At 41.8% G+C, this 24,892-nt stretch carries 23 protein-coding genes and 2 tRNA genes; 12 read left to right on the top strand and 13 right to left on the bottom strand.

The window, feature by feature from the left end:
* Positions 1-26: 26 nt before the first annotated feature.
* The 3 genes from FPL17_RS15485 to FPL17_RS15475 form a co-directional block, all read right to left on the bottom strand.
* Complete coding sequence (locus FPL17_RS15485; protein WP_159886028.1) at positions 27-857, bottom strand: AraC family transcriptional regulator; 831 nt, start codon at positions 855-857, stop codon at positions 27-29.
* 259 nt (positions 858-1,116) lie between these two features.
* Positions 1,117-2,349: a hypothetical protein gene (locus tag FPL17_RS15480; RefSeq protein ID WP_159886026.1), complete on the bottom strand. Its 1,233-nt coding sequence runs from the start codon at positions 2,347-2,349 to the stop codon at positions 1,117-1,119.
* Positions 2,350-2,619: 270 nt separating this feature from the next.
* Positions 2,620-4,974 (bottom strand): Tex family protein, encoded by a 2,355-nt coding sequence (locus FPL17_RS15475; RefSeq protein ID WP_004803827.1) that lies wholly within the window; start codon positions 4,972-4,974, stop codon positions 2,620-2,622.
* Positions 4,975-5,313: 339 nt separating this feature from the next.
* Between FPL17_RS15475 and ompR the strand changes: the two genes are divergently transcribed.
* The 3 genes from ompR to FPL17_RS15460 all read left to right on the top strand — a co-directional run bounded on the left by ompR (position 5,314) and on the right by FPL17_RS15460 (position 9,359).
* Positions 5,314-6,078: an osmolarity response regulator transcription factor OmpR gene (gene ompR, locus FPL17_RS15470; protein WP_004657337.1), complete on the top strand. Its 765-nt coding sequence runs from the start codon at positions 5,314-5,316 to the stop codon at positions 6,076-6,078.
* A 17-nt stretch (positions 6,079-6,095) separates the two neighbouring features.
* Positions 6,096-7,550: an ATP-binding protein gene (locus FPL17_RS15465; protein ID WP_151715475.1), complete on the top strand. Its 1,455-nt coding sequence runs from the start codon at positions 6,096-6,098 to the stop codon at positions 7,548-7,550.
* Positions 7,551-7,844: 294 nt separating this feature from the next.
* Entirely contained in the window at positions 7,845-9,359 is a 1,515-nt protein-coding gene (locus FPL17_RS15460; protein WP_005185637.1) for an acetyl-CoA hydrolase/transferase family protein, read from the top strand.
* A 56-nt stretch (positions 9,360-9,415) separates the two neighbouring features.
* Here the strand turns inward: FPL17_RS15460 and FPL17_RS15455 are convergent, their stop codons facing one another.
* From FPL17_RS15455 to FPL17_RS15440, 4 genes are all read right to left on the bottom strand, one after another.
* Complete coding sequence (locus tag FPL17_RS15455) at positions 9,416-10,153, bottom strand: class I SAM-dependent methyltransferase (RefSeq protein ID WP_159886024.1); 738 nt, start codon at positions 10,151-10,153, stop codon at positions 9,416-9,418.
* Positions 10,154-10,251: 98 nt separating this feature from the next.
* Positions 10,252-10,327 (bottom strand) — tRNA-Phe (locus FPL17_RS15450).
* Between the two features lie 139 nt (positions 10,328-10,466).
* Positions 10,467-10,542 (bottom strand) — tRNA-Phe (locus FPL17_RS15445).
* A 100-nt stretch (positions 10,543-10,642) separates the two neighbouring features.
* A complete protein-coding gene (locus tag FPL17_RS15440; RefSeq protein WP_005147436.1) occupies positions 10,643-11,020 on the bottom strand; it encodes a GNAT family N-acetyltransferase in 378 nt (125 codons plus the stop codon).
* Positions 11,021-11,124: 104 nt separating this feature from the next.
* On the opposite strand from FPL17_RS15440, the gene hisB reads away from it, so the two are divergent.
* From hisB to FPL17_RS15405, 7 genes are all read left to right on the top strand, one after another.
* Positions 11,125-11,718: an imidazoleglycerol-phosphate dehydratase HisB gene (gene hisB, locus FPL17_RS15435; RefSeq protein WP_004803817.1), complete on the top strand. Its 594-nt coding sequence runs from the start codon at positions 11,125-11,127 to the stop codon at positions 11,716-11,718.
* Positions 11,718-12,335 (top strand): imidazole glycerol phosphate synthase subunit HisH, encoded by a 618-nt coding sequence (gene hisH / locus FPL17_RS15430; protein ID WP_159886022.1) that lies wholly within the window; start codon positions 11,718-11,720, stop codon positions 12,333-12,335. The genes hisB and hisH overlap by 1 nt, the downstream gene beginning before the upstream one ends.
* Before the next feature lie 77 nt (positions 12,336-12,412).
* A complete protein-coding gene (locus tag FPL17_RS15425) occupies positions 12,413-12,907 on the top strand; it encodes a DUF805 domain-containing protein (protein WP_159886020.1) in 495 nt (164 codons plus the stop codon).
* Between the two features lie 176 nt (positions 12,908-13,083).
* Positions 13,084-13,614 carry a DUF805 domain-containing protein gene (locus FPL17_RS15420; RefSeq protein ID WP_159886018.1) on the top strand — a complete coding sequence of 177 codons (531 nt, stop codon included), beginning with the start codon at positions 13,084-13,086 and terminating at the stop codon, positions 13,612-13,614.
* Positions 13,615-13,702: 88 nt separating this feature from the next.
* Positions 13,703-14,371 (top strand): 3'-5' exonuclease, encoded by a 669-nt coding sequence (locus FPL17_RS15415; RefSeq protein WP_159886016.1) that lies wholly within the window; start codon positions 13,703-13,705, stop codon positions 14,369-14,371.
* An 83-nt stretch (positions 14,372-14,454) separates the two neighbouring features.
* Positions 14,455-15,186, top strand: coding sequence for a 1-(5-phosphoribosyl)-5-[(5-phosphoribosylamino)methylideneamino]imidazole-4-carboxamide isomerase (gene hisA / locus FPL17_RS15410; protein ID WP_005185649.1), 732 nt, complete (start codon positions 14,455-14,457; stop codon positions 15,184-15,186).
* Between the two features lie 226 nt (positions 15,187-15,412).
* Complete coding sequence (locus FPL17_RS15405) at positions 15,413-16,870, top strand: SulP family inorganic anion transporter (RefSeq protein ID WP_159886014.1); 1,458 nt, start codon at positions 15,413-15,415, stop codon at positions 16,868-16,870.
* 67 nt (positions 16,871-16,937) lie between these two features.
* On the opposite strand, the gene FPL17_RS15400 is transcribed toward FPL17_RS15405, so the two are convergent.
* A complete protein-coding gene (locus FPL17_RS15400) occupies positions 16,938-17,489 on the bottom strand; it encodes a helix-turn-helix domain-containing protein (protein ID WP_159886012.1) in 552 nt (183 codons plus the stop codon).
* A 95-nt stretch (positions 17,490-17,584) separates the two neighbouring features.
* Between FPL17_RS15400 and FPL17_RS15395 the strand changes: the two genes are divergently transcribed.
* Complete coding sequence (locus FPL17_RS15395) at positions 17,585-18,490, top strand: DMT family transporter (protein ID WP_159886886.1); 906 nt, start codon at positions 17,585-17,587, stop codon at positions 18,488-18,490.
* 56 nt (positions 18,491-18,546) lie between these two features.
* Here the strand turns inward: FPL17_RS15395 and FPL17_RS15390 are convergent, their stop codons facing one another.
* Together FPL17_RS15390 and FPL17_RS15385 are read right to left on the bottom strand one after the other, a co-directional pair.
* Positions 18,547-19,806, bottom strand: a complete 1,260-nt coding sequence (locus tag FPL17_RS15390; protein ID WP_159886010.1) for an acyl-CoA dehydrogenase family protein — start codon at positions 19,804-19,806, stop codon at positions 18,547-18,549.
* 12 nt (positions 19,807-19,818) lie between these two features.
* A complete protein-coding gene (locus tag FPL17_RS15385; RefSeq protein ID WP_159886008.1) occupies positions 19,819-21,069 on the bottom strand; it encodes an SfnB family sulfur acquisition oxidoreductase in 1,251 nt (416 codons plus the stop codon).
* Between the two features lie 355 nt (positions 21,070-21,424).
* On the opposite strand from FPL17_RS15385, the gene FPL17_RS15380 reads away from it, so the two are divergent.
* Positions 21,425-22,825 carry an LLM class flavin-dependent oxidoreductase gene (locus tag FPL17_RS15380; RefSeq protein ID WP_159886006.1) on the top strand — a complete coding sequence of 467 codons (1,401 nt, stop codon included), beginning with the start codon at positions 21,425-21,427 and terminating at the stop codon, positions 22,823-22,825.
* A 33-nt stretch (positions 22,826-22,858) separates the two neighbouring features.
* Here the strand turns inward: FPL17_RS15380 and FPL17_RS15375 are convergent, their stop codons facing one another.
* Genes FPL17_RS15375 through FPL17_RS15365 form a run of 3 tightly spaced genes read right to left on the bottom strand, consistent with a single transcriptional unit; the run spans position 22,859 to position 24,864 of the window.
* On the bottom strand, positions 22,859-23,254 hold the full coding sequence (locus FPL17_RS15375; RefSeq protein ID WP_005185677.1) for a DUF4870 family protein: 396 nt from the start codon (positions 23,252-23,254) through the stop codon (positions 22,859-22,861).
* Positions 23,255-23,286: 32 nt separating this feature from the next.
* A complete protein-coding gene (locus FPL17_RS15370) occupies positions 23,287-23,904 on the bottom strand; it encodes a DUF1294 domain-containing protein (RefSeq protein WP_004803792.1) in 618 nt (205 codons plus the stop codon).
* A gap of 9 nt (positions 23,905-23,913) precedes the next feature.
* The gene (locus FPL17_RS15365) at positions 23,914-24,864 is read right to left on the bottom strand and encodes a homoserine kinase (RefSeq protein ID WP_159886004.1); all 951 of its coding nucleotides are present in this window, start codon (positions 24,862-24,864) and stop codon (positions 23,914-23,916) included.
* Positions 24,865-24,892: the final 28 nt, after the last annotated feature.

Raw genomic sequence — 24,892 nt, 5'->3', positions numbered from 1 at the left:
AGAGAGAATTGTATAAAATTGCTGTTTTATTTGAGATAAGAAATATAACCACCAGGGGTAATACCGAATGTCTGACGAAAATGACGACTAAAATGACTTTGATCAGAGAAACCACATTGCTGTGAAACTTCAGATAAATTTAGTCCTTGTCTTAACAATCTTTGCGACTTCTGCAAACGCGCCTGTACCAACCATGCATGCGGTGACAATCCGACATGCTTTTTAAATTGTCTCAAGAAATGCCACTGGCTCAGATTGGCCATTTCTGCCAGCTCAGCCAAAGAAAACTCTTGCTCAGGCATACTTGCCATCAGTTCTTTAATATTGAGGATTCGTTGCTTGGCACTGCTTAAATCGGTTGCTTGCGGCTTGACCTGACTATACTTGGACACAAGCCAAGCAATGGTGGATAAAAATAGGGTTTGTTTGAGCAAGCTATTGCTGGGTTGTTCCAATAAATCAAACAGTAATCGAAATTGTTGGGCTAAGCCTTCATCATGAAGTACCGCCTCTCTAAACCACGGTGCTGTGCCATGAACAGTGGTCAGATCTCGAGTAAGTTCATTAAATACTTCAGGGGTCGGATAAATCGCGCGATAACGCCAACCAGTGTCTACAGCCGAAGATCCTGTATGGACTTCATCGGCATTGACCAGAATAATATCACCCTGTGGTGCAACATGATTGCCCCCTGTGCGATAGAAACGCTGCGCCCCTTCTTCAATCACACCAATACAAAATCCTTCATGAACATGTCGTGAGAATTCCTGCTGATAGTAACTTGCTTTCAGCATTTCCAGACCACCTAGTTCTTCTAGATGTAAATAATCGACTTGTTCACGAGGTCTACGCGACATCAAGACCTCCTTTGAATTTTTTGCATTGTGTCAGATTAACGTGATTTAGATAGATGTATAGAACAAAATTGCTGCTATCATTAATATTATTCTAAACTTATCTATGAATAGGGTATTTATCTCTTTTCAAATAAAAATATGAAATGCACCTTAATCGGTTGAATTTTTCTTCAACTTTAGATGCATTGCAAATCAAGGAATTCTTGTTAACTTCAAAACTCATTGGCACCATCTAAACGAATAGTATGATGACAATAAGTTAGTGGATATTGGTTCGGATTGAACCTGTAACACTTACACCACTCAATAAAGTTCCATTAAGTTTTATATATGTCCCATCTTTAGAAATAGCTACGTTTTTACAATTACTCAAACTACATGAATAACCATTAATATCTATACTCACTGGACTTTGCCCTTGAACCACAATACGACCAGAGCCTGATGTAGAGGTAATAAAATAGGTCATTTCTTTATTCGATAATTCATAAGCATAAACATACTTTGTATCAATTTTACCAATATTCTGAATATCAACTTTGGCAGAACTATCAATTAAAGTAATATCCCCAGACACCAATTTTGAACCAGTGCTAGAACTAAAGTAGATATTATCTAATTTCACATTTACCCGATCATTTGCTAATGTCTTTAGTGTACCCATTGCAGAAGTAGAAAAGCTCCCTTCCGCCGTATCATAACCACTAATTAATCCTGAAGACTTGCCAGTAAGCAAGTACAAACTTTCACCATTTTTAAACTGGATAAAAAGCTGTTTATCTCGCATAAACGCTCTATAAATATCAAGCTTCTTACCATTAACAGTAATTTCTCCTGTATGTGTTTTCTCAAAATCAGAAAATACTAATGGTTTACTTGTTATACTTCCTTTAACCGTTCCATCCACCATTACCTTGTATTCTACTTTTTCACTACCCGATGAAGAAGTTGGATTTTCTTGATAATAGTAATTTTCAAATTGCTGTTTATTAAATGAAATTGTTGAATCACCAGTACGATCATCATAAATAACATCAATCCCATTGCACCCTAATGGAGACCACTTATCTTTTCTACAAGAAAGCGTTGAATCTGTCGTATCAAGGCGTGCATGAATTACTTTGTTAGCTAAACGATCATAATCAACGATCAGAATTTTATTCGCATCAAACTTATATAGAAATGATATACCAACACCATCATAGCTCCTTACGCTATAGCTTGGTTCAATCACACTTTTTGTTGTTGTAGTGGCAGGGCTTAATTGATATGTTGAGCCTGTATTTTTCTCATTAAATATACTCAGATTTTGATCAATTGATGTCGTATAACTAATTGCCGAAGATGAGGTTACTGTTGGTATCTCATTTGGATTAGGCGCCTGAGAAGTCTTTTGCTCTCCAGAAGAATCTCCACTACCTCCACCACCACATCCAACAAGACTTATTATAGATATAAAAAGTACACTTAATGATAACTGCTTATATACCATCACCCAATCCCACCCGATAATAAAATATTTCTATATAAGAATAGCTTGATCAATAAAACAATAATTACTTTTTCAACCGCACAACAATATATGCAATATACAAATTAATTATTTCTAATTCCAAATCAATGTGACTAGCCTAACAAAATGACCGCATTTATGAATATTGTTAATCAGCATTATTACCCTCATATATTTAAATAATATGATATAGAGTGAATAAAATGTTATTAAAAAAGCCTCCGAAGAGGCTTTTATTTATTAGATCAATTACTTAGAACCTTTAATCCCTGCTTGTAATAACAAGGCACCTAAACCACCAATTTTTTGCTCTTGTGGTTTTTCAGTTTTTGGCTTGTTATTTTGCGGGCGCTTAAAGTCACCCTCTTTACGCGGAGGACGTTGACCTTGTGGTTTACGATCTGAACGTTCAGTACGATCTTGTTGTGGACGTTGCTGACGTGGTGCTTTCGCTGGTGCAGAACCTTCAGCACGCATACTCAAATTCACGCGATTACGTTCCACGTCCACCTGCATCACACGTACTTGCACAATTTGACCTGGTTTCACGACTTTATGTGGGTCAGAAACAAACTCATTTGCAAGTTCAGAAATATGCACTAAACCATCTTGGTGTACACCAACATCCACGAAAGCACCGAAGTTGGTCACATTGGTGACAACGCCTTCAAGTTGCATGCCTTCAGTCAATTGTGCAACTTCGGTAATGTCCTCACGGAATTTCGCAGTACGGAACTCAGGACGTGGATCACGACCTGGTTTTTCCAATTCAGCTAAAACGTCCTGAATAGTCGGTAAACCAAATTTGTCATCTACAAATTCATCCGCTTTGACTTGGCGAATGATTTCTGTGTTACCAATAATGTCTTTTACCGTAGTTGCTTTTGCCGCAACAATTCTTTCCACCAAGCCGTAGCTTTCAGGGTGAACTGCAGACGCATCCAATGGTTCAGAACCATCTTGAACACGTAAGAAACCAGCAGATTGTTCAAAGGTACGTTCGCCCAAACGCGGCACTTTTTTCAAAGCTTGACGGTTATCAAAACGACCATTTTCTTTGCGATATTCAACGATTTGTTGCGCAATGGCTTTATTTAGGCCAGCAATATAAGCCAGAATCGCTGGAGAAGCGGTGTTCACATCCACACCTACAGCATTCACACAGTCTTCAACCACGGCATCCAAAGTTTTCGCCAAACCAGCTTGGTTCACATCATGTTGATATTGACCTACACCAATCGATTTAGGGTCAATTTTTACCAACTCAGCCAACGGATCTTGTAAACGACGTGCAATTGAAACTGCACCACGAATTGAAACATCCAACTCAGGCAACTCTTGTGAAGCCAATTCACTTGCAGAGTAAACAGAAGCACCCGCTTCACTTACAGTGATACGTGTCAGTTGTAGATCAGTATTGGCCGCCATCATTTCTGCAACCACAGCTTCAGTTTCACGACTTGCAGTACCATTACCAATCGCAATAAGTTCCACGTGGAACTCTCGACATAAACGAGCAAGTTCCGCAATAGAACCCTCTTTGTCTTCTTTCGGTGCAAATGGATAAATGGTGCTATGCGCAAGAACATCACCTGCATTACTCACCACTGCTAGCTTCACACCTGTACGAATACCAGGATCAACACCTAAAGTTGTACGACCACCCGCAGGTGCAGAAAGTAATAAATGGCGTAAGTTTTCAGCAAATACATCCATTGCTTCAGCTTCAGCAGCCAAACGTTTATCGGTTAATAAGGAATGTTCGATTTGTGGACGAATCTTGCCTAACCAAAACAGTTTAGCTGTTTGCTTTAAATAATCTTGACGCGTTTGTGGTTGAATTTGTTCAAGATTGTATTCAGTTTCAATACGAGCCAATGGTGCATCATCTTCACCATCAACTTTTAAACCCAAGACATTTTCTTGACGACCACGCAGCATCGCCAATAAACGATGTGAAGGGACTTTATTAAAGTTTTCAGAGAACTCGAAATAATCACGGAATTTTTTGCCAACTTCTTTTTTCTCTTCAGAAGCTACCGCACTTTTCAATACCGCAGTTTTAGCAAAAGTTTGTTTTAATTCAGTGGTTAATGCAATATTTTGTGCCCAGTCATCAATCAAGATATGCTGAATCGCATCAAGTTGGCTTTCTGCATCTGGGTAGTCTTCATGACTAAAACCAGCCAATGCTTCAGTTGGATCAACTTGTTCTGCAATAATTTTTTCAGCAATAGCGCCAAGGCCTGCTTCTTTTGCTTTAAATGATTTACTGGTACGTTTCGGTCGATACGGTGCGTAAATTTCTTCTAATGCATTTTTAGTCTCAGCTGCATTTACACGCGCCAATAAATCATCGCTTAATTTATCTTGTTCTTGTAAAGATTGGATCACCTTCTCACGACGCTCAAATAAATCACGTAAATAAGTTAAACGTGTATCGAGTTGACGTAATTGCGTATCGTCTAAGCCTTGCGTGACTTCTTTACGGTAACGTGCAATAAAAGGAACGCTAGCACCTTCATCAATTAAACGAATAGCAGCTTCTACTTGGTTTGGACGTACGGCAAGTTCATTTGCCAACTGCTGAACTAAGTCAGTCATCGTGATTGATTCCACAAGGGTTAAGTCTAAAAGCACTGATTATAAAGTTCATGGCTATAAAATCCACCATTGTTTTTTTGAATATTGTGCAAGTAGTTTATGCAAATCGCTGAATGTTTCTAAAATACCAAGATTTTTTCGCCTAAATATTGAAAAATAGATTGATTGTCATAATTTTGCCTGTATATATTTGGTATCTATCTCTTGATTTTATTGGCAATATTTGTTGCTTTATAACATAGCCAAAACTGTGCAATGAATCGTATACTCAAAGGTCTATTGATATTTCACAATCGCATTGCATAAAGACGATGACAATAAACGATAAAGGAGCACATCATGAGTTTAGTTGTACCTGCCGAATCGACGGAAACTGTACACCATGAGACAGACCGGGTCGAACGCATCTTAGTGGTCGATGACGATGTGCGCTTGCGTACGCTGTTACAACGCTTTTTAGAAGACAAAGGCTTTGTGGTAAAAACTGCCCATGATGCAACTCAAATGGACCGTTTACTGCAACGTGAATTGTTCTCGCTTATCGTGCTCGATTTTATGCTTCCTGTAGAAGATGGTTTAAGCATCTGTCGTCGTTTACGCCAGTCAAATATCGATACACCGATTATTATGCTGACAGCACGTGGTAGTGACTCTGACCGTATTGCGGGTCTTGAAGCGGGCGCAGATGATTATTTACCAAAACCATTCAACCCAAATGAATTGCTTGCACGTATCCGTGCGGTATTGCGTCGTCAAGTGCGTGAAGTTCCTGGTGCACCAAGTCAACAAGTTGAAGTGGTCAGCTTTGGCCCGTGGTCTTTGGATTTATCAACCCGTACTTTAACTCGTGAAGGTCAAGTCGTAACGCTCACAACGGGTGAGTTTGCAGTCCTAAAAGCACTGGTTCAGCATCCACGTGAACCACTGACACGCGATAAGCTGATGAACTTGGCACGTGGTCGTGAATGGGGTGCAATGGAACGCTCGATTGATGTCCAAGTCTCACGTCTACGTCGTTTAATTGAAGATAACCCTGCTCGTGCGCGTTATATCCAAACCGTATGGGGCGTGGGCTACGTTTTTGTTCCAGATGGCGCTGAATAAGCTTAGGAAATAAAACGTTGAAACTTGAACCAATTGATCCACAAGAATTTACTGAGTTCGCGGCTTATTCCGAAAGGCCACGAACCCAATGGGAACGTTTTTTAGATAAAATTAAACCGCGTTCCGCAGCCATGCGCACCACCATCTTGGTTTTGTTCATGGTGTTTTTCAGCCTGTTTATGTCCTTGTGGTTCTTTTGGCGAACACTTTATCTTCCAGAACTACAGCAGCACGCCCGTTATCTCGCGATTGAATTAGAACTGGTCAATAATCCAGATATTCGAATTCTGCATCGTGATAGCGAAGTTGACGTCGATACATGGTTAAAAAACCGTATTGGCATTGAATACGTGACCGACCCCAGAGAGTTTCCCAAAGTTGAAGATAAATTCTTGGCGGAGCTGTTTACCAATCAAATCGAATCTAAACTCGCGAAAGAGCTCGGCGTAGAAAACGTCACAGTTTATTTTAAATTTAAACCGATCCCTCGTATCTGGATTCAAACACCAGAGATGAATGGCAACTGGGTGAGAGAACCGCTCAAAACCTACACCAACTACAGCGTAGAGTTGATCGCTGCGTGGTTGTTTGGGGTTCCGATCCTATCCTCGATTATTATTTTGATTTTGGTGCGACAGATGAATCGACCGCTACGTCGATTGCAGAATGCTGCCAATAATTATAGTAAAACAGGCAAAGCACCCTATCTCGATACCAATCATGGTCCACTCGAAATCCGTCAGGTGAATCAAGCCTTTAACCATATGGTATACACACTGGAACAGACCGAACGTGATCGCCAAATCATGTTGGCAGGTATTTCCCATGATTTACGCACGCCACTGACACGTATCCGCCTCACCGCCGAAATGCTGCCCGATGAGTTTTTCCGTGAAGGTCTGATTTATGATGTAGATGATATGGATGCGATTCTGAATCAGTTCATTTCCTATATGCGTGATGGTTCGGATGAAGAGTTAACCGACACTAACCTCAATACCTTATTGCAAGAAGTGGTGGTGCAATTCAAACCACTGGATATCCGTTTTCAGGCGCAGGAACTGCCAATCATCCCTGCTCGCAGCCTGTCGTTAAAGCGACTCATTGCCAATCTGGTCAATAATGCCAAGCGTTATGGTGCAGAGCCGATTGAACTTTCTGCCAGCCATGTCGATGATCACATTTTGATTACAGTTGCCGATCATGGTGAAGGTATTCCACCAGATCAGGTCGAAGAGTTAATGCAACCTTTTGTTCGCGGCAATTCCGCACGAACAATTCAAGGTAGTGGTTTAGGTTTAGCGATCGTGAAACGTATTGTCGATATTCATCAAGGACAGATCAACATTCGTAATCGTGAACAAGGCGGTTTGGAAGTCGTGATTTCTCTTCCGATTAACTCAGTACCAGACGAAGAGCCGCAAAATAATACCATCGATAAAATTAAACAAACCTTGACGGGACATTTTTAAAAATCGCGCTTAAGCGACCAATGCTCCCTATTTCTTCGACTAAAGTCTTCTATCAAAATACCATCAGATTGAAGACTTTTATTCGTTGAATAGCCTCCAAGCATGAACAACAATCCAAGACCCAATTGGTTTTTCTACACGAATTCAAGCAAATATCACACAGAAAATAGCCTATTGCATAGCAAGTGAATAAAGCATACTCACCTGTATTAGACCTTAGCCTTATTTCAATCCACTTTTCATGTTTTAGCGATAGAATCCTTATCCAATGAAAAGCAATATTGAGAATGGATGATGTCTTTAAGTCGTATTCGTCTTGCAGCACTGCATGACAAAGTGATGAGTGCAGAGCAGGCAGCTCAGTTTATTAAAAATGATATGACGGTTGGTATGAGCGGTTTTACCCGTGCTGGTGAAGCGAAAGCAGTCCCACAAGCATTGGTTGAGCAAGCCAAAAAAAATCCGTTAAAAATCACATTAATTACGGGCGCGAGTCTCGGCAATGACTTAGACAAACAATTGACGGAAGCAGGGGTCCTTGCCCGTCGTATGCCATTCCAAGTCGACAATACTTTACGTCGTGCTATTAATAACGGCGAAGTGATGTTTATCGACCAACATTTGTCTGAAACCGTTGAACAGATGCGTAACCAGCAACTAAAACGTCCCGATGTTGCGGTGATCGAAGCAGTTGCCATTACAGAAGATGGTCATATCGTTCCAACCACTTCTGTCGGCAACTCAGCAAGTTTTGCTATTTTTGCAGAAAAAGTAATTGTTGAAATCAATACTTCGCTCAGTGAAAATTTCGAAGGTCTACACGATATTTATATCCCGACCTATCGCCCTACCCGTACACCATTACCTTTAACACAAGTGGATGACCGTATTGGTTCAACAGCGATTCCAATCGATCCAGCGAAAATCGTCGGTATCGTATTCAATGATACGGCGGATTCTCCATCAACTGTGACTCCACCTGATGCTGAAACTCAAGGCATTGCGAACCACCTGATTAAATTCTTTGAAAAAGAAGTCGCAGAAGGTCGTTTAGCAAAAAACTTAGGTCCATTACAGGCAGGTATTGGTTCAATTGCCAATGCGGTTTTAACCGGACTTAAAGATTCGAATTTCGAAGATTTAGTCATGTATTCAGAAGTACTGCAAGACTGTACTTTTGAACTAATTGATGCAGGCAAAATGAAATTTGCTTCTGGTAGCTCAATCACCCTATCAGCACAATGTGGCGAGCGTGTTTTCGGTAATCTTGAACATTACAAAGACAAATTAGTACTTCGCCCTCAAGAAATTTCAAACCATCCTGAACTCGTGCGTCGTTTAGGCATTATCGGGATCAATACGGCGCTTGAGTTTGATATTTACGGTAACGTGAACTCAACCCACGTTTGTGGTACCAAGATGATGAACGGTATCGGTGGGTCAGGTGACTTTGCCCGTAACGCGCACCTTGCGATCTTCGTGACCAAATCGATTGCCAAAGGTGGTGATATCTCATCAATCGTACCAATGGTCAGCCATGTCGATCACAATGAACATGACGTTGATATCTTGGTAACAGAAGTTGGTTTGGCTGATTTACGTGGCTTAGCACCACGTGAGCGTGCACGCGTGATTATCGACAACTGCGTACATCCACTGTATCAAGGCGCACTCAATGATTACTTTGATCGCGCTTGCGAACGTGGCGGCCACACCCCGCATATTCTTCGTGAAGCCTTGTCTTGGCATGCCAATTTTGAAGAAACAGGTCATATGTTAGCGCCTGTAGCTGTGGCGAAGTCTGCTTAACACTCAGCTCTCATCTCAATAAAAAAAGCATGCTCCGACATGCTTTTTTTATTTTCCTACTTTGATGCAGCTAAGCGCCCGACTCTCAGCAAAATTGGAAAGCGAATCCCAATCGGCTGCTGTATCTGTAAAATGTCTTGTAAGCTCACCAAAGGGCTAACATGCTGTTGATCCTGATAATGCTTTACCGCAGACCAAGTATTGAGATAATCCCACAACTGTGGCCCTGTCCAACCTAACTCGATCTGAAACTGTGGCATTGCGATTTCCTCAAAGGGAAATGGAATCGTTTGATAATGCTCATCAATATAACGTCGCTCTGCATCCCAGAAGCCATTTAAAGTCTCAAAATAGAGGTGTTGTACTCGATCATTTAAGTCCTTCTCATCAAGCGTTAACAGGCCATATCCAATCACTGCAAAAAGACCATTTGGCTTTAATGTTCGTTTTACTTCTGCATAAAACTTTTCAAAATCAAACCAGTGAATCGCTTGGGCAACAGTAATTAAATCAAAAGACTGATCTGCAAATGAGGTTTGCTCTGCGGCTTGTTGTAAATACTGCACATTGGGTAATGCTGGAGCCTGATCTAGTTGATTTTGACTGAGATCAGTTGCAACCACATGCTGAAAATAAGGAGCGATCAGTTGAGTCAGTTGCCCTGAACCCGCCCCACAATCCCACGCAGAGTCCAAGCCATTGAGTTGCGCTATTAAGCAGTTTACTAACGATTGCGGATAAGTTGGCCGTGCCTGTTGATAAAGTTCACTTTGCTCAGAAAATAAGTCTTTCATACTGGTCTATTCTTAAAATTTTTGACTCTGTTTTAATATAGCAAAATATTTTAAATATAAAAAAAAGCCCCAAACTTTCGTTTGAGGCTTTTTGAATATGGTGGCGAGACCCAGGATCGAACTGGGGACACACGGATTTTCAATCCGTTGCTCTACCTACTGAGCTATCACGCCAATGGGGTGTATTAAGCCGTATCTCAGCTGAATAGTCAATAATTATCATGAGCTTTTGATTTGAATGCACATTTTTCACGCAATCATTTTTTGGGCAAAAAAATCCCTGATGGGATCAGGGATTGAAAATACAAATTTATGGTGGCGAGACCCAGGATCGAACTGGGGACACACGGATTTTCAATCCGTTGCTCTACCTACTGAGCTATCACGCCAAAGTGGGCGTATTAAACAATGTTTGCCTAAGCCCGTCAAGCAAATTTGTGGATTTTTCTCTTAAGCGCTTAATTTTGCTCCAAAGTAGCAAACCAAGGCTTAGATTTTGCCAATATGGGATAAACAGCGATGGATTGCCCCACAACCTGGTTCAAACTGTTTAACCCCTTGCTCTTCTTCCATACGGCACACCTCTTCAACCAAGCGTTCTGCAACCCCACGGCCACGATTGGCTGGATGTACCACAATATATTCCAAAACACGGCTTTCACCTTGTCCTGTCGCCCAAATTGCACCTATAATTTTGGTGTTAAATTCAGCAGTGTAAACTGTGGTATATTGCTGGAGATTTTGTTCAAGTTGTTCCATTGCATCTTGCCCATCGCCAAACTCTGGGCTGGTATCGTAAAGTCGCTCTAGCTGAGTACGAATTCCTAGATTATCCAGAGAACTGTAAGCATGTACGGTAATAGGCATTGATTAACCCTCCTGAGCAAACTATGATGCTGTCACTTTTTCGTCACAGCGAAACTATTGGTTTTTAATTCAATCATTTTTGACGTTTTTTGAGGAACGTGTCCATGACGCAACGTATCAGTGAAGTGGTAAGAAATACCAACGAAACAAAAATTCGAGTTCGTCTCAATCTCGATGGTACTGGTCAAGGCACACTCAACACTGGAGTTCCATTTTTAGACCATATGATTGATCAAATCAAGCGTCATGGTCTATTTGATATCGACATTCATTGCGATGGTGACCTAGAAATTGATGATCATCACACCGTCGAAGACTGTGGAATCACCTTGGGGCAAGCGTTTGCACAAGCTTTAGGCGATAAAAAAGGCTTACGTCGTTATGGGCATTTTTATGCGCCATTAGATGAAGCACTGTCTCGTGTTGTGGTTGATCTATCTGGTCGTCCGGGTTTATTTATGGATATTCCATATACACGTGCCCGCATCGGAACCTTTGATGTCGATTTATTTTCAGAATTTTTCCAAGGTTTTGTCAATCATGCGCTGATGACATTGCATATTGATAACCTGAAAGGCAAAAATAGTCACCACCAGATTGAAAGTGTGTTTAAAGCTTTAGCACGCGCATTGCGTATGGCCTGTGAAATTGATCCACGCGCAGAAAACACCATTGCTTCGACTAAAGGTAGTTTGTAATGACCCGTATTGCTTTACTTGATTATGGCATGGGCAATCTACACTCTGCGGCAAAAGCCCTAGAGCATGTCGGTGCAACAGTTGATGTCACCAATGATCCTAAATTAATTGCCAAAGCGGATAAAATTGTCTTTCCTGGTGTCGGTGCCATGCGTGACTGTATGCAAGGCATGCATGAAGCAGGGATTGATGAAGTTGTGCGCCAAGCTGCTTTCAACAAACCTGTGCTTGCGATTTGTGTCGGTATGCAAGCGCTACTGCAAAGTTCGGAAGAAAATGGCGGTGTGGCTGCATTGGGAATTTTTGAGGGTGTTGTGAAACACTTTCCTGAAATCCCAAATTTAAAAGTACCGCATATGGGCTGGAACCAAGTACATCAACTTGATCCAAGTCATCCAATGTGGAACAACATTGAGCAAGATGCGCGTTTCTATTTTGTGCACAGCTATTATGTCGAGCCAAAAGATTCAGCAGTCACTGCAGCAACCTGTGATTATGGCGTGAATTTCTGCACGGCGATTCACAAAGACAATTTGTTTGCAACGCAGTTCCATCCTGAGAAAAGTCATACTGCTGGTTTACAGCTGTTAAAGAACTTTGTGGAATGGAAGATTTAACTGATCTGACCTTAAAAATCGCCATGTAACTTGGCGATTTTTATTGCAAATAAGAAAAATAATTCAAACGAAGAATAATGATGTTACCGCCAATTTCTAAACATGTATTAAATCCATTTAATCCTCATGGGCGTTTTGGCCGATTATCTTATCTGGCTTGGCAAACCGTCATTTTCCTGATTGCTATTCCACTTAATATTTATATAAGTTATGAAATGTTTGGAATCGGGCTAACTGAGCCTTATAAAAAGCCAGACCTTTTAGCATTATTTTTATTCGTGACCCTTGCACTTTTTGTTGTCTATAGCAGCCTTGTATTTGCCATTCGACGACTACACGACTGTAATCGTTCAGGTTGGTTCGTATTGCTATTGGGCATGCCTTATCTGAATATTTTGATGCTGGTGTATTTGCTGATTGCCAGAGGTGACCATAACTCTAATCGCTATGCTCCTGTGCAACCCACCGCAACTTGGAAAAAAATAATGGCATACATCGGATTGGGCTTAATATTCATACTCTCTGTCTTAATATTCATCGTTATTACGAAAAGCCATACGGTTTTCCCTTAACCTATATCAATTATTTCCCTCAATGTCTCCACAGAAATAAGCCTGAGAGAAAATACTCCCTTTTTTAAATTTTTCTTTTCTATTTATTTTCAATGCCATTTTGCTTATTATGCAAACACTTTGAATAAAAACCGAACAATTTATCCTTAAAAAGTCAATCAATATAGGAAGATAAAATGACATCTAATTTTCAAGCAAATGATTCAGGTTTAAGTGCCAATGGGCGTTTTGGGAGACTCTCTTATTTAGGATGGAATATGCTGCTCGGGCTTTCTATGTTCATCCTCGGTATTATTGCTGCGATCTTTATACCAGCTTTCACTAATTCCTCTACGAATATTCTGGTATATCTCTTGGGCGGCCTTTTTATCATTATTTATGTCGCTGTCCTCTATTACAGTTTTATTTTCTCTATCCGTCGTCTACATGATCGAAATCAGACTGGATGGCTATCACTGATAATGCTTATACCACTGGTTAATTTCTTGTTTTTTATTTATTTAAGCTGTGCAAAAGGGGATGAAAGTTCAAATAATTATGGCTCACCTCGCATAACAAAAGGCTGGGAAAAAGTTTTAGGATGGATCTATATTATCCTCGTCCCAATTAGTATTTTATTTATAGCTGCAACAGCCATTCCTGCTTATCAAAACTACATACAGAAAAGCCAGCAGATTCAAATGCAACAGCATCCCTACGCTGAATAAATAGCTCATTGTTATTAAGCCAAGTTCCGACTTGGCTTTTTTATTTTGATAAAACCCTTTAAGCTCAATCAAACGCTTTGAGCCTTTAATGCAGATGGATACGCCTCAACACACTCCCCCTTTAAGCAAAGAACAAATCCGCGCATTGCCTGCATTTCAAAATCTAAGCACAGATCGTATCTTGGTGATCCAAACGCTTGAACAGTGCAAGGCAATTCAGGCGGAACTCACTTCTATTCAGGTCTTTGGTTTTGATACTGAATCCAAGCCAACGTTCAAAGTTGGCGAAAAATCGACGGGGCCTCACCTGATCCAGCTCGCAACGCCAAACAAGGTTTATTTATTTCAAGTCAGTAATGAAATATTAGATTTTCTCAAACCGATTCTCGAAAATGAACAACAACTCAAGGTTGGTTTTGGACTAAAAAATGATGCCCATATCTTCCGAGCTAAAGACATTCAGCCCAATGCAATGATTGATCTATCCAAGAGCTTTGCAAGTTTTGGTTATCGCAGCCAAGTCGGCATCCAAACGGCAATCGCTCTCCTGTTCCAACGTTATTTTGCCAAAAGTAAAAAAGTCAGTACCTCAAACTGGTCTGTTAAAAATCTTAGTCCTCAACAAATCAATTATGCCGCCGCAGATGCCTATGCAGCACTACTCTGTTTCGAGCAACTGTATCAGCAACAATTGCTCACAACACAATTACTGCAACAAATCAGGAGAATACTGGAAGGTTCAGCAGACAAAGCTTAGTGATTGATCAATACTTTGCTAATATAGGGCCTGTTGAACAAGCCCTAATAATTTAAACCTATGATGACGCAAGGAGCGAAAGCATGCTAATCATCCCAGCAATTGACCTGAAAGATGGTAAATGTGTCCGTTTAAAACAAGGACGTATGGAAGACGATACCGTTTTCTCTGAAGACCCTGTGGCAACTGCACAACATTGGGTGGATGAAGGCGCACGTCGTTTACATTTAGTCGATTTAAATGGTGCTTTCGCAGGTACACCAATTCATAAACCAGTCGTTGAAGCGATTGCGCGTGCACAACCTGAACTTCCAATTCAGATTGGTGGTGGTATCCGTTCACTTGAAACCATCGAACACTATTTGGAAGCTGGTGTTTCTTTCGTGATTATCGGTACCAAAGCCGTGAAAGAGCCTGAGTTTGTTGAAGAAGCATGTAAACGCTTCGCGGGTCATATCATTGTCGGTATTGATGCAATCAATGGCATGGTGGCAACTGATGGTTGGGCCAATGTGACTGATGTAAAAGCAACTGACCTTGCTAAACGTTTTGCCGATGCTGGCGTATCGAGCATTGTTTATACCGATATTGCACGTGATGGCATGATGCAAGGTGTTAATGTTGAACAGACCGTGAATTTGGCAAACTATTCAGGTCTGCCTGTAATTGCTTCTGGTGGCGTTACTAATCTAGATGATGTACGCAATCTAAAAGACCAAAAAGGAATTCTAGGGGCGATTACTGGTCGTGCAATCTATGAAGGGACGTTAAGTCTTCGTGAAGCACAGTTATTGTTAGACCAACAATCACTCTAATCATTTCAGGCTCTAGTTATTGTAACAATCGCTAGAGCTTTATCCCCTTGGGTGCTATGCTTGCACCAATTCAAATAACCCCCTCTCTTCTTACATGATGCTTACGCCACCTTAAGTTTTACATTTCCTATGTATTAACTCATCACTGTCTAGTGATGTGGTGTAGTCGTGTGTCTGTATATCACATCACTAGCCTTTAAAAATTCCTAAAAAATAGGCTATTTCTATGTTTTCCAATATTCGAGCGCAATGGTTCTCCAATATCCGTGCGGATATTTTGGCTGGACTAGTTGTCGGTTTAGCACTGATCCCAGAAGCCATCGCCTTCTCTATTATTGCGGGAGTCGATCCCAAAGTTGGTTTATACGCTTCATTCTGTATTGCCGTGGTAATTGCTTTCGTTGGTGGTCGCCCCGCCATGATTTCAGCCGCAACAGGCGCTATGGCCTTGGTCATGGCCAGTTTGGTTAAAGAGCATGGCTTACAATATCTGCTGGCTGTCACCTTGCTCACGGGTGTATTGCAAATTATCGCGGGCTATCTAAAGCTAGCGAAACTTATGCGTTTCGTGTCTAAATCTGTGGTGATTGGATTCGTCAACGCATTGGCGATTTTGATCTTTATGGCGCAACTGCCTGAACTGGTCAATGTCACATGGCAGGTCTATGCCTTGGTGTTATTGGGTCTGATCATTATCTACCTATTTCCGCTGATTCCGAAAATCGGTAAATTATTGCCTTCACCCTTGGTCTGCATCATCACGGTGACTTTGCTGGCAATCTACTTCGGCATTGATATTCGTACAGTGGGAGACATGGGTTCATTACCTGATACGCTTCCTGTGTTCTTGATTCCTGATATTCCCTTTAATTTTGAAACCTTAAAAATCATCTTTCCCTATGCAGTTGCGTTAGCAGCAGTCGGTTTGCTTGAGTCGATGATGACGGCGACGATTATTGATGAAATGACCGATACACCAAGCGATAAATTTCAAGAATGTAAAGGTCAGGGTATCGCCAATATCGCTTCTGGTTTTATGGGCGGCATGGCGGGCTGTGCCATGATTGGACAATCAATGATTAACGTCAAATCAGGTGGATTAACTCGATTATCGACCTTCTCAGCGGGGATTTTCCTCCTCATCTTGGTGGTATTTATCAGCGACTGGTTAAAAGTGATTCCCATGGCTGCCTTAGTTGCGGTAATGATAATGGTCTCGATTAGTACCTTTGAATGGAAATCTATTCGCAGTTTTAGCAAGAATCCAATCAGCAGTAATGTCGTGATGCTTGCCACTGTGGTTGTGGTCGTTGCAACCCATAATTTAGCCTTAGGCGTGCTGACAGGCGTGTTACTGTCTGCTTTATTCCTTGCCAATAAATTAGAGCAAGATATTCGAGTTGAGCGATATTTTGAAAATCAGACTCGCGTTTATGATCTGAAAGGACAAATTTTCTTTAGCTCTTCAGAAAAATTTATGCAAAGTTTTGATTTCAATGAAGATGTGAAAGAAGTCATTATTGATTTAACCCATTCACATATTTGGGATGTTACTTCAGTGGCCATGATCGACAGTGTGGTACATAAATTCCAGCGCAAAGGTATTCATGTCATTGTACGAGGTCTAAATGAAGCCAGCTCGATCATGATTGATAAATATGGTACGCATCAAAGCTCAAGCTAAGTTTGAAAAAGAATCCATAAATGCTACAGGTGCTTAAGCAATCAAACTTAAGCACCTTTTTTTAACGTTAATAAATCACGTTCCGGACAAAACGAACGCTACGATTACCCTGATTGAGATAGCGATAGTTGACAGAACTCTCAAATAAAATCGACTCGCCTGCCTGAATCACTCGATTTTCATGTTCAAAGGAAATCGTCAACACTCCATCCAGCACATAAATCAACTCTTGCCAGCCTTTTTGATCTGGCTCTGCTTGATAGACCTCTCCAACAGCCAATGACCATGTCCATAATTCGACTTGTGTCTGGGTTGGCACAGCAGCCAACAGCGTGGCATGACTTTCAGCCTGTTGACCCTGCCACGCCAAGGTATTGACGATAGCAGACTCACTCAGCTCAGATGGGCTAACCAGTTTTTTAAAATCAACAGCTAATGCAGTGGCAATCGCATCAAGCTTGGCCAAACTAATATTGACTTGTCCTGTTTCCAAAGCAGCAATGGTACGACGACTAACACCTGCTCGATCTGCCAAATCTTGCTGGCTAAACTGACGTTCAGTACGAAACAGACGAATATTCTGTCCCACATCTTGCAATACCGTCTCTGAATGACTCATTCATTCCTACAGTGAAAATAAAAATCTGCGCAATATATTGCACAAAGACAACAAGCAATGCAATATGTGCAGTATATTGCACTTTACTCATGAGGATGGCTGTGTTGACCGCTTTGTCTCAATCTCCTAAAGCCGCACAATTCGCGCTTATTTTTATCACCATGATTTGGGGTGGCACCTTTTTAGCGGTGCAATATGCGCTGAATTTTAGTAGCCCCATGTTTTTTGTTGGCTGCCGTTTTGCAGTCGCGGCTTTGGCAATCTTCTTAATCTCGCTCAAATCCATGCGTGGCCTAACCCCAAAAGAGGGCTTGGCAGGTACAGCCATCGGGATTGTGATCGCAATTGGCTATGGCACTCAAACCATTGGCCTACAAAGCATTCTCAGTAGCGAATCCGCCTTTCTAACCGCGCTGTATGTGCCCTTAGTGCCCATTTTAATGTGGGTAATCTTCCAAAAGATGCCCTCAGTGATGACTTGGGTGGGTACGGCACTGGCTTTTACTGGTTTAATCTTGTTAACAGGCAATGGCTTTTCCAGCATTAACTTTAGTTATGGACAACTACTCACCCTGATTTGTGCCTTTGTGATTGCACTCGAAATTATCTTGATTGGTTATTTCGCGGGGAAAGTGAATCTAAGACGGGTTACAGTCATTCAACTGGCGGTCGCTTCATGCCTATCTTTTGCCAGTATGCCTTTGGTTGGTGAACACAGTATTCCTGACTTTTCATGGGGATTGCTGATTATTGCAATGGCGCTCGGCTTAGCCAGTGCGTTGATTCAATTTGTGATGAATTGGGCACAACGCATGGTTGACCCAACGCGTGCTGCGATTATTTATGCAGGTGAACCGGTTTGGGCGGGTGTAATCGGTCGTATTGCCGGAGAACGTTTACCATTACTGGCCTTGTTTGGAGGAGTATTGGTGGTACTTGGAGTCTTGGTCAGCGAGTTAAAATTTAAGTTCTTTGCGAATAAAAGACGGCCAGAAAATTAATAGATAAAAGCGCACAACAGTTTTAGTTCAATAAAATCTATTATGCGCTGAGATCACTAAGCTGGAATTTCTTTTTGATTCGCAGCAACAGGACTATTGCCAATTTGCCACACGTACGGCAAAGGTGCTTGATTGACTTCCCAATCGCCAATCACTTTCTGTTTATAGACCAATGGGTTGTGTGAGGCGACCACACGGGCATTGCGCCAAAAACGGTCCAACTGCTTGTCGGTGCTACTGGCCGATGCACCCAAAGCATTAAACAGCTCGGTACTCAAATTCAAGACCAACTCCGCAATCACCACTTGCCCCTGTGCCGATACTAATTCAGCACGCTCATTGGCCTCTAACTCAGCCTGTTCATCATTCTGAAAATGTTGTAAATACGCAGCATCTAAAGCTTCGGCAGTGCTCAGTGCAATCGTTTGAGCCGCATAGGCCTGTGCAGAGGCTTTGCCAATCACTTGCAGAATTTGTGCATCTTCACGCACCAGATTGGCATTGCCATGACTATAAATCCGCGTTCGCTGACGCACTTCCTGCTTAAAGGTCTGCACTGCACTGTGTGCGATACCCGCCAAAGTCGCGAGATGCACCACCTGATAAAATGCGGTTTGATATTTAAATCGGTTTTCAAACACCAAAATATGATCTCGGGCAATTTCTACATTGTTTAAGGTCAAGGTTCCGCTGCCCGTGGTTTTTTGCCCAAAGCCATCCCAGTCATCCACAATATCAATGCCTTCTGCTTGCGTAGACACCGCAGCAATCACATGCTGATTGGTGCTTTCATCCAAAGCAAAAAGATCAATCCAGTCTGCGAAAATCGTGCCTGTGGAATAATACTTCTGACCATTGATACGGAGTTTGCCATCTTGCGTTGCCTTGACACGAGTCGCCACATCTCCGATTTCAACTTTACCAATTTCTGTCCACGCATTCCCCACAATCTCACCACGGACAAATCGCTCAAACCAAAGTGTCTGCGCTTCAGTTTTTTGTGCATTTAAGCGGTCTTCGACAAAGGCAAAATGCCCCCGTAAAGCCTGAACCACATTGGAATCTGCTTGAGCAAGTTCAATTAATAACTGAAATAGCTGCTTTTGCGAAACCCCATCACCACCAAAAGCCACAGGCACGCGTACCGCGCCAAAGCCAGCCTGTTTTAACCATTGAATCGGTTCATAGGGCAAGGTTCGATTTTTTTCCCGTGCTAAAGCGCCTTCCGCAATTCGCTTGAAAATCGGACGGAACTTGCCCGCCACCTGCTCATAATGTGCACCCAAGGAGAGATTTTGATTAGTTTGACTTGTCATAATACCGTCCTCTTAGCTCCACGCATGACGTGGCAGTGCCACACCATTCAAATAATAATTACCCACCAAATTGTATTTCCAACGTACCGGATCATGCAGGGTATGCGTGCGTGCATTACGCCAATGCCGATCCAGATTCAACTCGGATAAGGTTGAACGGGTACCAGACAACTCAAATAATTTATTGGCTGCCAAGAGTGCGATTTCAGTGGTTAATACTTTCGATTCAGCCGTGAGTAAAGTTGCTTCTGTTACGCTGTCTTCGGTTGGATTGGCCAAAGCACGATCAATCGCCTCGCCAGCCAAAGCTAAAACCGCCTCTGCGGCACGGAGTTTAATTTTTAGCTCGCCAATATTGCTAATGGTATAAGGATCTTCACTGGCATGTTCCGCACCTGAATCAATCCAAGGACGGGCATGCTCACGCACATAGCGAATGGTTTCCTCAATGGCCCCACGTGCAATCCCCGCATCGACAGCAGACTGAATAATTTGCGAAATTGCACCCGCTGCAGTTGGACGTTCAAAAGCCTGATGGATCGGCACTACATATTTTAAATCGACTCGAACATGATCCAGCTGCACGCTGCCACTGGCTGTGGTGCGCTGACCAAAGCTGCTCCAGTCATTCACAATGGTCAAACCAGGGGTATGTTGCGGAACCAATGCTGCAAATACTTTGCCCTCGTCACTGACCGCAACCACAGGAATCCAATGTGCCAATAAAGCACCTGTGGCAAAGAATTTCTGACCACTAATCACAGCATAATCATCTTTAAATTCAATTTTAGTAGTCAAATCCGCGACTGTTTTCGAGTTTTTTTCTGAGAATGCATTGCCTAAACGCTTGCCTTGCAGCACTTGTTCGAAGAAGAACTGCTGCTGTTCCAATGACGCATCCAAACGGATATGTTCTAAAAAGGCCCAATGATTTTGTGCAATCTGACCTAAAGATGAATCTGCGCTGGAAATAATGGTCACCACCTCAGCAAGGGTTTTATAACTCACCCCTGCACCACCGAACTGTTTTGGAATATTGATCCCCCACAGACCCGAGGCGGAATATTGCTGGATTTCCTGCAGTGGCAACTTGCGCTCATGGTCACGCTTTGCCGCCTCTTTGGCAAAAGCAGTCGCTATGCGATGCGCCACAGCAATGGCTTCTTGATCCGAAGTAATCACATGTGCTGGCGTATTATTCAAGTAAAAATCTTGCGGAATACTTTGTGCATCTTCCAATTTTATTTCTATTTTTGAGGTCATTATAAATACTCATTTTTCCAGTTATAAAAATAAACTAGCACTATTTTTGTTGCATATTTATAAGTTAAATTTAGAACCTAATCTTTTTATTTAAAATAAACCCAGACCATTACTTATTTATTTAAAAAATAATTTAAAATCAACAACAAATAACCCAACAAGACAAACTAGCGCGTCAACATACTTTGCTCGATCAAAAACAAAATAACATTTTGAATTTAATAAAAAATAAATTTTAAAAATACAGATCAAAACTCTATTAAATAGATTCATGATAAACATTTATTTTTTATGATTAATCAATTCAATCTTTTTTAATTAATATCAATAAAAATCTTTAATTTAGTAAAGAGCAATGAGCAAGCAAATTAGATTTAATGCCTTTGAAATGAACTGTATTGCGCATCAATCGCCTGGATTGTGGCGTCACCCTCAGGATCGCTCGACTGAATATAAAGACCTCGAATATTGGACCGATTTGGCCAAGATCTTAGAGCGTGGCAAGTTTGATGGGGTTTTTATTGCCGATGTGTTAGGCATTTATGATGTTTATCATCAATCAGCACAACATGCGCTCACAGGTGCAGTACAAGTTCCCGTGAATGATCCCTTGCAAATCGTACCTGCTATGGCAGCAGTCACCAAACACTTAGGCTTCGGTCTGACCACCTCAATTTCGTTTGAACATCCTTATCCCTTTGCACGGCGTATGAGCACCTTGGATCATCTGACCAAAGGCCGCATTGGTTGGAACATCGTCACCTCATACTTGGAAAGTGGCTCAAAAAATTTAGGCCTTAAAACCCAAGTCAGTCATGATCAACGTTATGATATTGCTGACGAGTATTTAGAGGTTCTCTACAAGCTTTGGGAAGGTTCTTGGGAACAAGATGCTGTATTACGTGATAAAGAAAAAGGTATTTTTGCAGACCATCGCAAAGTTCACCCAATCAATCATCAAGGTCAATATTTTAGCGTTCCCGGCATTCATATTTGCGAACCTTCACCACAACGTACCCCTGTGCTCTATCAAGCAGGTGCATCTAGTCGTGGACAACTGTTTGCCAGCCAAAATGCTGAATGTGTGTTTATTTCTGCGCCAACTAAAGCCGCGGTGAAAAAACTGGTACAAGGCATTCGTTCTAACCTAGTTGAACAAGGCAAATATCCTCATTCAATTTTGATCTATACCATGCTGTCGATTGTGGTGGATGAAACCGATGCAAAAGCCCAAGCAAAATTCAAAGAATATCAAAACTATGCCAGTTATCATGGCGGCTTAACCTTGGCATCGGGTTGGTCAGGTGTCGACTTCTCACAATTCCATGCAGAAGACAAAGTTGAATATATTCATACCGATGCGATTCAATCAATGCTCGACTCTTATGTAAAAGCCGATCCGAATCGAATCTGGACTATTGAAGAGATTGCCAAATTTATTAGTATCGGTGGAAATGGCCCCATCTTGGTGGGCTCAGCTGCAACTGTGGCTGATCAACTACAGGCATGGACGGAAGAAACCGATATTGACGGCTTTAACTTGGCCTATATTTTGGCGCATCAAAGCTTTGAAGATGTGGTGGAATATCTGGTGCCAGAACTACAGCAACGTGGCGTGTATCCAACTGAATATACCGAAGGGACGTTGCGTGAGAAACTATTTGGACAAGGTCCATTGCTGACAGAACAGCATCGAGGGGCAAGCTATCGCTATCATGCAACAGCGAAAACCAACAACAATAGAGAACTCGCTTAGGTTAACACACCACCCAGCGAGTTCTGGCCGACCTTAGTCTTGATACATCGGCTTATTGTCATTTAAGGCAATCAGACCACGGATGGCACGATAAACAATCCAGATCCATGCACCAAAAATTACCGCAAAGGCAAAAGTGGTTGCAGAAACCGCAACGCCTGCAAAGGCCGTGCCGTTATCACCAGTAAAGAACAGGAATGAGAACGGAATAAAGGCAATAATATTCCAAGCCAAATACCACCAGAAGGTGCGGATTTGCCAAGTAAAGTGGCTTTCAAAAATCGAACCCTGTACATCACTGCGTTTTACATAGTTGATGATCAAGGCAATGATTGCCAATAGACCACCAGTAAAAATCGCAATGATATAAAGTACATACAGCACCAAAGTCAAAGTACGATTTGGATCTTGATCAACGGAATAATTCATTTTTATTTATCTCCAGAAACAAACTCCCTCAATCAATAGAACACATTGAGCGGAGAAATTAACCAACATATCAATAGTATATGGAAGACTATGGTACAGAAATAAATCTTACGAAACGGTTGTTTTTGTGTTTTATGTCTCAGTTTTTGCTGAGCAAGCCAACCACCGCACCATCCACCCAAAGAATCCACGATATGCAAAGTCTGCTCTGGAATACGTCGATTGCCCAACTGAGCGGCTTCTTTATCTTGTGCATACAACCAATAACTCAATACATTCATCAAGCTAACAAATAATAAAGTATACGGCGGCAGCAATTTACTAAAGCTTGCGATCAGCATAAAGACAATATAAATCACGATACCAATCTGCATCGCAGACCAGCGTTTCGACGGTTGAGGCTGACTCGGACGAGCACGATGTTCAATCACCTGCGATGCTTTCAAATACGTCGCCTGTTGAGCGCGATAACGGCCGCGCTCATCCAGAATCACAACATATTCCAAGGCACAACCGACCAAGGGTCGCGGCCCTGTGCGAGCAAAGTCTTTGATATGGATAAAGACACGATCTTTTGCTGTGTCATTGGGTTGGATAAAGCCATAGCCTTTATCATCAAACCACTCAACTAAACGACCTTGATCTCGCATGTCTGTTTCCTAAGCTGTGATTCGTTGTAAACGGTCTTGTAACATCATGCGCATTTCCAGCGGATCTTTTTGCAAAATATCATCACCTGTGCGCCCTTGCTCGGCATTTTTCTGCGCCACTTGTAAACGCATACTCCAGAAACGGCACGCCGCCATCGCCAAGAAAATATTTAAACAAGCTAACTCATCAACGGTCAGTTGACGAATGCTTTGATAAGCTGCAAGAAAGGCATCGGCCTTGGCTGAATCTAAATGCGCTTGTGGATAGGCAGTACAGAAATCATTGATACTAATCGCAATATCAAATAACCATTCATCTTGATTCAATTCATAAAAATCAAGAATACCCTGTAATTGATCGCCTTCAAACAAGGTGTTATCTCTGAATAAATCTGAATGAATAAAGCCCGTAGGACGGTCTGGATGCTGTTGGGTAATTGCCGCAAACTGCTGAAACACCTGAGCTAATAATTCCTGATCTTGCGCATTCATTTGTGGCTTAAGTTGCTCAGCGACATCTGACCAATATTGATGATTACGATTAAAATCACGTTCTAAAGGAAAGCCGTGTAAGGCCAAATGCAATTTTGCCTGTGCTTGTGCAATCGCCTGAATTTGGATAATGCTGGCATCTTCTGGATGCTCACCCATCAAGCGTGGCGCAATTTGTGCAGGTTTATCTGCAATAGTATGAATGGCCTGCCCACTATGCTTTAAAGGCACTGCCACAGGCACACCTGCCTCACCCAAACAATCCAGTACAGGTACCAACTCACCTGCACCTTCAGCATCTAATTCTTCAAAAACCGTTAAAACATAGTGTTTCTGTGATTGATCCACCAAAAAATAATTGGTGTTTTGAATACCGCCTTGGATTGGAATCAGGTCAATCACCGCTAAACCATAAGGCTCAGCAAAGGCTTGAACTTCTTCTAAACTCAACGGGGTATAAACCGACATGGAAAACCTGCAAAAAATAGCTGTGAAG

This window comes from Acinetobacter dispersus, assembly GCF_009884975.1.
Lineage (GTDB): Bacteria > Pseudomonadota > Gammaproteobacteria > Pseudomonadales > Moraxellaceae > Acinetobacter > Acinetobacter dispersus.
The sequence above is the reverse complement of the archived record's forward strand: the minus strand, read 5'-3'. Positions and strand labels throughout refer to the sequence as shown.